Source organism: Rhodohalobacter sp. 8-1 (assembly GCF_038150125.1).
Taxonomy (GTDB): Bacteria; Bacteroidota; Rhodothermia; order Balneolales; family Balneolaceae; genus SW132.
This window is the reverse complement of sequence record NZ_JBBVMF010000006.1, coordinates 238603-249796: the sequence shown is the minus strand read 5'-3', so window position 1 is coordinate 249796 and position 11194 is coordinate 238603. Positions and strand designations below refer to the sequence as shown.

The following is an 11194-nucleotide window of genomic DNA, read 5'->3' as shown; positions in this document are numbered from 1 at the left end:
TAACCTTTTAGAACCTGGAATGGAAATAAAGTGAATAATATTGAAATAGCTTGTTCTCCCAATTCTGGCAATCTCCACTTTCATACTTTTTTTAAGTAGACATCTGAGCTTTTGTAAAACTAATCTTATTATCGGCATTCACTTAGTTTACATAAGTTTACAATGCATATGATATTGAGCAGTTCTGTGTGAAGTTGAATATTCGTTTTATAAAAATTGATGATCTAAACTCCAGGTTCGATTTACAATTTTGCTTCGATCATATAAAACTTCCAGAACCAGAAGCTCCACTTCTGCCTCTTTGTAATCACTAACTCTCTGTCAACAAGCATCCCTTCTATTTCACTTACCGATCGTGTATTGATATTCTCATGGCTGAGCCCCGAAATGATGGCATTTGGCAGGTGAAACCATCCTTCCAGGTTCCAGTCTAAAATGTGTATGATGCCGCCCGGCTTTAGTGCATTCCTCATGTTCTCTACTGCTTTCTGCTGATCAGCGTAATAGTGAAAGGAATTCAGGCAGATCAACCGGTCGAAATATTCTCCTTTAACAGTAAGCTCTTCTGCCGGTTTATCGGAAAACTCTATCGACAGATTTCCCTGCATGCGGCCCTCTGCAACCATCCGCATCTTATCTGCCGGATCATTCAGAGCAAGATCCAGGTCAGTATATCGGTTCAACAGATGTTCGGCAAGAAGCCCGGTGCCGCAGCTGATATCCAGAATCCTCTCTCCGGACAGATCATCCAGATGACTTAACAGTTGCTGATGCGTATGATGCAGGTAAGCTGTATAGACCGTATCATATTTGCGTGAAAGCCCGTTATAAAAATCGACCGTTTGACGGATTTTTGTTTTATCATTTTCATTCATGATGCTGAATGTACAAGTTTGATGATGCCGGCGCCGGAACCATTTTTGGTTATATCTTGTCTGAGAATTTTTTAGTGGTGATTCCAACGATTCGACTGCCTGTAACTGTTTAATTTATCGCAGTAATCTCTGAATCCTGAAGCTTGTCGTTTTTTTACTCACTGTTCTCAATAATTTTAACCACTTATTTATTATCTATGTCATCCTGGATCCTCAAATCTATTCCCCCGCACGACTGGTTCATCTGCCTCGATATCGATCCCTATTTCGACCACGAACATGAGCCGGAAAAGATATTTGAGGAGGGATTTACGCGTCCCACTCCGCTTGAGGAGAGAGATATCATAGCCACTACGTTTTTCAATGGCGATCCGGAAAACCCCGAATTTCATATTGAAACGCCTGAGGATCTTTCGAAGGAAGAGATATCTCAAGCTAATGACACTCTTGCCCGAATACTTGGCACTAATTTAGATTTGAGGCCGCTCTACGACCAGGCTGAAAATGATCCCGTGCTCGGTCCGCATCTCAAAGAATATTATGGTTTGAAACGAATGGCGCGAGGCACACTGCTGGAAGATATTATTTATCGCATCGTACAGATGCAGCTCTCGCATAAACCCACAGCCAAAAAGATGGCGTTTAAAATGCGCGAGGCATACGGCACGCATCTCACCCATAACGGAAAAAAGCTGCCTGCCTGGCCCCGCCCATATCAGCTTGCCAAGGCTGATCCTGCCCAAATTCGCAAAATGGGGCCGACGCTTCGAAAAGGCGAATACCTCGTCGGGCTGGCGCAGGATATCCTTTCCGGCGAAGTAGATATCAATTGGCTGGACAAAGAAGCCGACCCACAAGAGTTTTACGACAAAATATCTAAAGTTCGCGGCATCGGCCCAACCTCTGCCCAGGATTTGATGCTATTCCGTGAGCGAACCGATGCCGTTTTTCCCAGTAACCAAAAGAAAGGCGAAGAAAAAGGCTTAAGAAAGTGGATCATCATGAGCTATGGCGGCGATCCTGCGAACACATCTGAAGAGGAGTTTCAGGAGATGATCTCCAACTGGAAAGGTTACGAAGCCACCGCAATTGAATTCCTGTTTGTGAACTACATGATTGGACGTAAAAAAGAAAAATAGCAGGGCACCACAAAAACATGGTATGTCTTGATAATGCAACCTAACTCTCCATCTCCACTAAGCTCTTTCAGGTAACTAAATGCCTGTGTGGTACGAGACATACCATGTTTCACCCCAAGTCACCGCCACATATTAAACATGGCATGTCTTGATATTGAACCTGAATTTACGATCTCTTCTAAGATCTCTAGTTAACTGAACTTAAATCTGACAAGAGACATGCCATGTTTCGCCCGAAGGTGCCGCTACAGCGGTGCACCCACCGGACCGTGTCCGCCAACTGGCTGATCTGTCAGCGTTGATCTTTACGGCAAGTGCCAATCTAAAAATTAGTAAGCAGTTTGAGTCATTCGTCGACGCGTACAGGAGCCCGAAACAGACGGGCACGCTGTGAGGTCTAATCCTTTAAACATGGTATGTGTTGATACTGCAACCTAATTCTCCATCTCCACAAAGTTTTTGAAATAACGGAATGCCTGGACTCTAAGAGACATGCCATGTTTCATCACCCTATACTCTCAATTCATAAGAAAATTAGCCCATTTTTTTGATGGAGACTGCTTCACCAATTTTACCAATTGTGTCTTACACACAATCTTCAAGCAACTCTGTAAGCGCTTTTCTACCGGGTTGACGTGAATCAATGCAGGTCCCGTCTCATCACCTAAACGCATAAAGAGGAATCTCTCCAAATCTATATGCATTATTGACTTAAAACCTCCGCTTATACAAATTATAGAGGCCCGGAAATCAAAGCAGATTCGGGTGTTTGTTTATTATGCACGTTTACATTTTATGGATTTAACCCCGGATTCCAACTACAAACTAACCACACAACAGCTACAGCGTCTTAACGACCGCTTTGCACTTATTCACCCCGACTATATCCTGCGCTGGGCATTCAGAGAATTTGGCACCGGAATGGTTTTGGGCACCGGGTTTGGCCCGTCGGGTGTTTTTTTGATCCATCGCCTGTCAACTCTTGGGCTTCCTACCCCTGTCTTTTTTCTCGACACCCACCTTCTGTTTGATGAAACCCACGTCCTCAAAGACGAGCTTGAAGAGCGATATGATATCCAGATTGAAGCCGTGCCGCCGTCGCTTGGCCTCGATGAACAGGCGGCCGAACACGGGCCGGAACTATGGAAGCGAGATCCCGACAAGTGCTGCCACCTGCGAAAAGTGCTCCCACTTCAAAATTATCTATCCGATAAAACAGCCTGGATTTCTGGCATTCGCCGGTCACAGGGTGATGTACGTGCTAGTGCTGATATGTTTGAGTGGGATGAAAAAAATGGCGTTGTCAAAATCAACCCTTTGATTCACATAAGCGCGGAAAGGGTGTGGAGTGACATCAAAAAGCACAACTTGCCCTACAATCCGCTTCACGATGATGGCTACCCGAGTATTGGCTGCATCCCCTGCACGTCAAAAGTAAAATTCGGCGAACCGGAACGAGCCGGCCGCTGGAAAGAGCTGGATAAAACAGAGTGCGGGATTCATTTGCCCAAACATGGCATGTCTTGACACTGAATCTGCATCAACTATCAACAACAAGATTGTTGAAGTAGCGGAACGCTTGGATAGCAAGAGACATGCTATGTTTCAGACCAAGCAACCGCCACACATCAAACATGGCATGTCTCGCTAATGCACCTGAATTTCTAATTTCCTCAAAACTTCTCGATAGCTCTGAATACAATGGCGCCTCGAGACATGCCATGTTTCATTCATAGACCCAAATCCGACGCTGTCAGAAACCGGAAAAGCACCGGAATGCTGACAGGTCTCATGCATCAACCTGACCGCCGAAGGTGCTGCCCCAGCGGTACACCCACCGGACCCCGGACCATGTCCGCCAACCGGTTGATCTGTCAGCGTTGAAATTTGAGACAATACCCAGGATACACTCTCAAATCACACCTCGAAAGAACTAAAGCCATTGAAAGGAGATGTCTCCATGCGTTCTCCGCCAGATGGCGCTTCACTTAGTCGACATGACAGTTGCGCCCAACAAAAGAAGTACGGCGCATATGATTCACGAGTAGACCAGGATTTCTGGCTGCGCCGCGATGAAAAACTACTTTCTATGCGGCGTAAGACAGGATTTTTCATAATTAGGATACTGAAACGCCGCACTTATCCTCCCAGACACCGTTGTCATCTCGAGCGACACGCAGGTGCATTTTCTGTGTGGAGTCGATAGATCTCCCTGTTCTTGGATCCATTCCAAACAACGGATCAATATATTTCGACCTATTGAGAGGAGGTCCCTCTATTCACTCTCTTCACACGTCTTTCTCATTCATACAAACCATCACTCCTTTCCAAACATCACCCCGACGCGCCCTTCCCTCCATTCTCGAAGGGAGGGAAGGAAGATGGGTGGGTTAAACAAAAAAACCCTGCCCCGGAACTGAATCCGAAGCAGGGTTTTTAAATTTTTCAGCTCAAGGCTGAATGGTTCTCACGGTTGGTGAGAGTGGATGATGGGTTTACATCATTCCACCCATTCCTCCCATGCCGCCCATTCCGCCTGGCATGCCGCCGCCGGGCATTCCGCCACCGCTGTCGTCGTCATCATTCTTTGATGGCTTGTCGACAACTACGGCTTCGGTTGTCAGCATGAGGCTGGCAACTGATGCAGCGTTTTCAAGCGCAGAACGAGTCACTTTGGTGGGGTCAATCACGCCTGCAGCAATCAGGTCTTCGTAGACATCGGTTCTGGCGTTGTAGCCATATCCGTCTTTGCCTTCGAGTACTTTCTGCACAACGATCGAGCCTTCAACACCAGCATTGTTAGACAGTGCACGAAGCGGAGCTTCAAGAGCTCGTTTTACGATATCGAACCCTACACCTTCGTCCGGAGTTTCTGCCTTCAGGCTGTCGAACACTTTCAATGTTCGCAGGTAGGCTACTCCACCGCCGGGTACAATACCCTCTTCTACGGCTGCACGTGTTGCATTCAATGCATCTTCCACGCGGGCTTTCTTCTCTTTCATTTCAACTTCAGAAGCTGCGCCAATATAAAGCACGGCAACACCGCCACTCAGTTTAGCAAGACGCTCCTGGAGCTTCTCACGATCATAATCTGACGTGGTGTTTTCAATCTGAGATTTAATCTGATTGATGCGTCCTTTGATATCATTATCGGCACCTTGTCCGCCAACGAGCGTTGTGTCGTCTTTGGTAATGTTAAGACGATCTGCACGTCCGAGAAAATCGAGCGTTGCATTCTCAAGCTTGTATCCGCGCTCTTCGCTTATCACGGTACCGCCTGTAAGAATTGCGATATCTTCGAGCATCGCTTTTCTACGGTCGCCAAAGCCAGGTGCTTTTACAGCAGCTACTTTCAGTGATCCGCGCAGTTTGTTAACTACGAGAGTTGCAAGAGCTTCGCCTTCAATATCTTCTGCAATAATCAGAAGCGGATTGCCGGTCTGGATAACTTTCTCAAGAATAGGAAGCAGATCCTTCATATTAGTAATCTTCTTGTCGAAGATCAGGATATAAGGATTCTCCATTTCTGTAGTCATCGTTTCGCTGTTTGTCACAAAATAAGGTGACAGGTAACCGCGATCGAACTGCATCCCTTCTACAGTTTCAAGATAGGTTTCAGTACCTTTGGCTTCTTCAACGGTAATCACACCATCTTTGCCAACTTTGCCCATCGCTTCTGATATAAGGCCGCCAATTTCTTCATCGCCATTGGCTGAAATTGTACCAACCTGCTTGATGCTGTCGAGGCTATCGCCTACTGGGTTACTGATGTTTTGCAGCTCTTTTACAACAGACGCTACAGCTTTATCGATACCTTTTTTGAGGTCCATTGGATTCGCACCGGCCGTTACATTTTTCAGCCCGGTTTGAATGATAGACTGTGCAAGAACAGTAGCTGTAGTTGTACCGTCACCTGCATTATCATTCGTTTTGGATGCTACTTCACGCACCATTTGAGCACCCATATTTTCAACTTTGTCAGAGAGCTCAATCTCTTTCGCAACGGTTACACCATCTTTGGTAACTGTTGGTGCACCAAATGATTTTTCAATAACCACATTGCGTCCGCGAGGGCCCAATGTAACTTTAACAGCATTTGCAAGCTTATCGACACCGCGTTTCAGCGCGTCGCGTGCTTCTGCATCGTAGTGAATTAATTTCGACATAATTATAAAGTATTTGAGTTAGTGTTTATATTTTTTAAAAAAGTGGTTACGATACAATTCCAAGAATATCAGATTCTCTCATAATCAGGTATTCTTCTCCTTCGAGCGTAACTTCAGTACCGGAGTACTTACCATAAAGAATCTCGTCGCCTTCTTTAACGGAAATATCAATCTTATTTCCATTCTCAATTTTTCCGGGACCCGCAGCAACTACAGTACCTCTTTGGGGTTTTTCTTTTGCTGTATCGGGAATGATGATGCCGGATTCTGTTTTTTCTTCAGCTTCTATCGGGCGTACTAATACGCGATCGCTTAAAGGTTTAATACTAGCCATTGTATGACTCCTAATTATTTAGTTAATGGTTATTTATAAAATCATATGCGCCACTTTTCAACCGACGCCTGTTTAGATTGATTGTGTTACAACATCCGTACCAAAGTTATGTATCGTGGCAAAGAGGCGAGCTACAGTTAAATTATAGACTAATACCATCCAATTTCAGACTAAATGTATGTCAAAGACTACCCGAAGGTGCCAAGTTGTTCAAGGCGGGCTGTCAACTTTTCATACATGGCAGGCTCGAGCGCTTCGGCTCTCAGATCAAAATTGAACTCGTCGTCCGGCAGGTCGGTTTCAAGAGGCTTCAGTGAGTTGCTTAGTTTTTTCCGTCGCTGGTTGAATGCCGTTCGAACTACTGTCTTAAGATGCGCATCACTACAAGTTAAATCCGGCTTGTTAAAATGAAGCTGAATTACGGAACTCATGACGTTTGGGGGTGGTGAGAACACCTCCGGGGGGACATCAAAAAGAATCTCCGGCGTACTCATGAGCTGGGTTTGAACACTGAGGATTCCATAAGCCTTGGTTCGCGGCTCAGCCACAATACGTTCGGCAACTTCTTTCTGCATCATCAGCGTTGCAGATTTCAGAAGCTTCCTGCTTTCGAGAAGAGAGAATAGAATCTGACTTGTAATAAAATATGGAAGATTCCCTATTACGTGAATCGGTTCGCTCTCATCAGACAACTCTTGCCAGTCAGTTTTAAGGATATCCTGTTTAATAACATGCAGATCTGGCAGAGTCTCATTTAAATGACTCACCATGACCGGGTCAATTTCAATGGCAGTGAAATTTTTATAGTTTTTATGGAGTACTTCTGTGAGCGCTCCGCCACCCGGACCAATTTCAACCACCCGCTCGCCTTCATCTGCAGGCAGCGACCCGGCGATTTTCTGAATCATGTGATAATCACGCAAAAAGTGCTGTCCAAGGCTTTTTTTCTTTCGGGGACGGTCTGCCATAAATAATGTTTAGTTGTATTGATATGTCGATTTGATAGGCTGAACTATCCTGCCAATATTTTCCGGCAGGCATGTTGTTAAAGAAATAGGAGCGGAAGCGGTTAAAACTTACAGCTGAATCTCCTATTTTTAAGATCTGCGCTTGCAGATCAGCCCATTTTATGTAGATTTATTATGATTAACTATACTGTATTATAACTCAGACCTATACTATTACTATCGCATGGAACTTAACCCACTCGACACAGAACAGATCGGGATTCAAACGCTTGAAAAAAGCCTGATGAAATCGTCATCCAGCCGATCTCTAAAGATAGGACTTCCTAAAGAGATATCGAATGATGAACGCCGGGTTTCTTTAACACCCGAGGGAGTGTCTACACTTGTGGCAAACGGGCATGAAGTCTCCATCGAAAAAAATGCCGGAATAGATGGTCATTTCTCTGATCAGGAGTATTCTGAAGCCGGCGCCGAAATTTCTTATAGCGCCGAAGAGTTGTTCAACGAATCGGAGCTGATCGTAAAAGTGGCCCCCCCAACCTATGCCGAGCAAGAGTGGATGCAGCCCAACCAGATACTTGTATCGGCATTGCACCTGGGGCATACCAAGTACGAATTCCTGAAAACGCTGATAGAGAAAGGCGTCTGCGCTATTGGCTACGAGTTCATCAAGGGACAGGACGGCGAGTTTCCAATTGTAAGGATGATGCATGAAATTACAGGGTCGATGGCCGTTCAAATCGCCACGCACTACCTTGAAAACAGTAGTGATGGCCAGGGAATTATGCTGGGCGGAATTTCCGGTGTACCGCCGGCTACCGTGGTTATTTTGGGTGCAGGCATCACAGGTGAATATGCTGCCCGGACCGCCCTCGGCTACGGGGCCCAGGTATTTGTGATGGATAACAACCTGGCAGCACTGCGCCGGCTTGAAAACGCGCTCGACCGGCGAATCGTCACCGCCACGGCCAATCATCACTATCTCACAAAAGCGATGGGGTTTGCGGATGTTGTCATTGGCGCGGCACTTACCGAAGGTGAACGCGCCCCGTGCTGGGTCACCGAGGAGATGGTGCAGCTGATGAAACCCGGCAGTGTCATTGTTGATGCGGTCATTGACCAGGGCGGATGCATTGCCACCAGTGAAGCCACGACCCACTCAAATCCGGTCTTCACACAATATGATGTAGTTCATTACTGTGTGCCGAACATACCATCAAACGTAGCCCGAACTGCAACTCACGCACTAAGCAACGTGCTGGTTCCCTACCTCCTTGAACTGGGCGATGCTTCCACAATACAAGAATGTCTTTGGGGGAATTCTGCACTCCGAAACGGAACCTACATCTACAAAAAACATCTCACCAAGAAATCCCTCGCTAGCCTATTCGATATTCCCTACCGGGAGATCGAAATGCTGATTGCATCGCAGATATGAGAGATTTTAGATAATGGATGATAGATGACAGATAAAGGATAAAAGATGGATTCAGTGGACGATAATGCAGGGACCTGGAAGAGTCCGAATCCGCCGGCTCAGGCGGAGCAGGTCCTGCCAGGGTCTTGGTTAGATTAAAGATTAAAAGATGAGAGGCGATTCACCTGACTCTTGCAGGACCCCGGAAAAGCGCCGGCGACTCTGCCAGGTCATTTCGTTAAATCACCTGTAATCTCAAATCTTTCATCTCCTATCTATCTGATTTTCTCCAGAAGTTTCCCCAAAAACTTTCCTCCGTATATTCTGTCCACGTGATTCATATCGGCGATAACCACCAGCTCTTTTTTACTTCTTGAAAATGCTACGTTGAGCAAGCGCGGAACGCTCAGGCCGTTTTTATCCTCATCAAGCGGCCGAACGGAATAATGGCGAAGTGACCCGCGCTGCTTTTCGCCGCTCATTACCGTATCAAAAATAATGTAGTCTTTCTCGCGGCCCTGGAAGGTATGAATCGTGCCTACTTCCACATCGCGAATGCCTGCATCATAAAGCCTGTTGCGAAGATCGTACACAGCGCTTCGGAAAGGTACAATAACACCGACCTGCTGCATCAACACGCCGCGGCCTGCGAGCTTTTGTATGAGCCGCTCCACAACCTCCTGGTGTACCAGGTTGACTGGTTTAAATCCACGCTCGCCTGATTTTTGCTCCAGGTATGGATTGTATTTTGATGTATCCACCAGGTGAAATGCGCGGTTGTTGCCACTCAGCCCAAGAGTTTCAGGTGGCTTATCGGTCTTTAGCCGTCCTTCGTAGAACACAGCACTGATCACATCGGCCAAAGACTCCTCAAGGCGGTATTGAGTATCAAAAAAGGCCGTGTAGGACGGATGCTCGTCATGCCAGGCAAACAGGTCACCAGTTGTTTCTGCGCCGGAAACGGTCGTGAAGATATCCTTCTCAAGAAAATCGCGTGCTTCACGATCCGTTGTTATAGAAATTGGCGGCAGCTGCATGGGGTCGCCCACCACAACCATATGCCATTTGCTCAACGATGCCAAAACCATCAGATAGGGAAGCGAGGCCATCGATCCTTCATCAACAATAACAGCATCAAACTCCAGGTCAAAAAACAGGTCGGACGTACACACTTTTGCCAAAGTCGTGGCCACCAACTGTTTCTTTCGCAGCTCTGAGCGCTCGTTTACCGACGATTGCGCCTCAATTTTTGCCTCCAGCTCATCGCGCCCGCCAAGATCCTCAATTTTCTGATCGATCAGCTTGAGCTCCAGCTCTTGGTTGTTTGTTGGCTGCTTGCCATCACGAAGGCGCTTTTCAACCTTTTTGAGCGCGGCTTCTCTGCGTTCCAGCAGGGAGATCCACTCGCCGGCTGTCTCCTTTTTTTGCTGAACAACCTGCTCCATCTGGTGATCAAAAACATATTCTTCAAGAGCAGAATCTGACAGAGCCACTTCACCAAACCGCGTAAGTCTGTTCTGAGGAATATCACGGCCTACCGTTTTTAGTGCATGAAGCGTGCTCAGCAATCCCACGTCTACGGCGCGGTTCGTGTTGGATGCGAATAAAACAGACTTCCCCTGGTCCAGGTAGTTGGCAATAATATATCCGAGCGTAGCTGTTTTCCCGGTTCCGGGCGGCCCCCAGATAAACACCGTCCGATTCGTGACTGCCTTTTTGATAGCATCTTTCTGGGCCTCATTTCTGTGGCCGTCTTCAGCGACAGGATCCCCATCAGCCAGCGATCCCTCCGGCGGATTGAACAGGTTTTCTACCCGCTTGCGGATTGCTTCATCTTCAGAGTCGATTCGCTCGATCTCCTCAAGTGTTTTTTTCAGGATGAAATCATTTTCCCACTCTACATGCATCTCTGAAATATCGGGTCCCTGATCGTCGGGAAACCTCAGTATCACCTCTTGGTTTTCGTAGGCTATGGGATGAATAGTAAGCTCTTTTTCATCAATCAGTGCCCGGATCTCTTCTGCAAACCGGATCGACTGCTGGTGCGATTCAAACTGGTAATCAACTCCGTCTTCGGGCTGGGCTTTACATTTCGTGCCGTTGAATAGCACATCGCTGGATGGTTTTTCCCGAACCGCCTTAATCTCGGCATCCAGTGCGCGAATGGCTTTATCTAACAGTTTTTGGATATCTTGCATAGGTTTTATGTGAAATCTCTCCCGAAGAGTTATGAGAAAGTATTGATGATAACATCAACCAAAATTAAGGGATTGGCAACGCAGATTCGACTTTTCA

The 11194-nt window shown here is 46.6% G+C and carries 8 protein-coding genes; 3 read left to right on the top strand and 5 right to left on the bottom strand.

Annotated features, from left to right (window positions below):
- Window positions 1-242 precede the first annotated feature (242 nt).
- On the bottom strand, window positions 243-875 hold the full coding sequence (locus AABW11_RS08385; RefSeq protein ID WP_340104535.1) for a class I SAM-dependent methyltransferase: 633 nt from the start codon (window positions 873-875) through the stop codon (window positions 243-245).
- A 197-nt stretch (window positions 876-1072) separates the two neighbouring features.
- Here AABW11_RS08385 and AABW11_RS08380 point away from each other — a divergent pair, with 197 nt between their 5' ends.
- Together AABW11_RS08380 and AABW11_RS08375 are read left to right on the top strand one after the other, a co-directional pair.
- Window positions 1073-2014, top strand: a complete 942-nt coding sequence (locus AABW11_RS08380) for a DNA-3-methyladenine glycosylase family protein (protein WP_340104533.1) — start codon at window positions 1073-1075, stop codon at window positions 2012-2014.
- A 795-nt stretch (window positions 2015-2809) separates the two neighbouring features.
- A complete protein-coding gene (locus tag AABW11_RS08375) occupies window positions 2810-3541 on the top strand; it encodes a phosphoadenylyl-sulfate reductase (RefSeq protein ID WP_340104531.1) in 732 nt (243 codons plus the stop codon).
- Between the two features lie 968 nt (window positions 3542-4509).
- Here the strand turns inward: AABW11_RS08375 and groL are convergent.
- From groL to rsmA, 3 genes are all read right to left on the bottom strand, one after another.
- Window positions 4510-6180, bottom strand: coding sequence for a chaperonin GroEL (gene groL, locus AABW11_RS08370; protein WP_445263746.1), 1671 nt, complete (start codon window positions 6178-6180; stop codon window positions 4510-4512).
- Between the two features lie 46 nt (window positions 6181-6226).
- Window positions 6227-6514, bottom strand: a complete 288-nt coding sequence (gene groES, locus AABW11_RS08365; protein WP_340104529.1) for a co-chaperone GroES — start codon at window positions 6512-6514, stop codon at window positions 6227-6229.
- A gap of 188 nt (window positions 6515-6702) precedes the next feature.
- Complete coding sequence (gene rsmA / locus AABW11_RS08360) at window positions 6703-7482, bottom strand: 16S rRNA (adenine(1518)-N(6)/adenine(1519)-N(6))-dimethyltransferase RsmA (RefSeq protein ID WP_340104526.1); 780 nt, start codon at window positions 7480-7482, stop codon at window positions 6703-6705.
- A 223-nt stretch (window positions 7483-7705) separates the two neighbouring features.
- Here rsmA and AABW11_RS08355 point away from each other — a divergent pair, with 223 nt between their 5' ends.
- Window positions 7706-8920 carry an alanine dehydrogenase gene (locus tag AABW11_RS08355; RefSeq protein WP_340104524.1) on the top strand — a complete coding sequence of 405 codons (1215 nt, stop codon included), beginning with the start codon at window positions 7706-7708 and terminating at the stop codon, window positions 8918-8920.
- Between the two features lie 254 nt (window positions 8921-9174).
- On the opposite strand, the gene AABW11_RS08350 is transcribed toward AABW11_RS08355, so the two are convergent.
- Window positions 9175-11097, bottom strand: a complete 1923-nt coding sequence (locus AABW11_RS08350; protein WP_340104522.1) for a DEAD/DEAH box helicase — start codon at window positions 11095-11097, stop codon at window positions 9175-9177.
- Between the last annotated feature and the right edge of the window lie 97 nt (window positions 11098-11194).

Excerpts from the sequence above, each read along its gene's own strand:
- AABW11_RS08385 (WP_340104535.1), bottom strand. The coding sequence starts at position 875 with ATGAATGAAAATGATAAAACAAAAATCCGTCAAACGGTCGATTTTTAT.
- AABW11_RS08380 (WP_340104533.1), top strand. The coding sequence starts at position 1,073 with ATGTCATCCTGGATCCTCAAATCTATTCCCCCGCACGACTGGTTCATC.
- AABW11_RS08375 (WP_340104531.1), top strand. The coding sequence starts at position 2,810 with ATGGATTTAACCCCGGATTCCAACTACAAACTAACCACACAACAGCTA.
- groL (WP_445263746.1), bottom strand. The coding sequence starts at position 6,180 with ATGTCGAAATTAATTCACTACGATGCAGAAGCACGCGACGCGCTGAAA.
- groES (WP_340104529.1), bottom strand. The coding sequence starts at position 6,514 with ATGGCTAGTATTAAACCTTTAAGCGATCGCGTATTAGTACGCCCGATA.
- rsmA (WP_340104526.1), bottom strand. The coding sequence starts at position 7,482 with ATGGCAGACCGTCCCCGAAAGAAAAAAAGCCTTGGACAGCACTTTTTG.
- AABW11_RS08355 (WP_340104524.1), top strand. The coding sequence starts at position 7,706 with ATGGAACTTAACCCACTCGACACAGAACAGATCGGGATTCAAACGCTT.
- AABW11_RS08350 (WP_340104522.1), bottom strand. The coding sequence starts at position 11,097 with ATGCAAGATATCCAAAAACTGTTAGATAAAGCCATTCGCGCACTGGAT.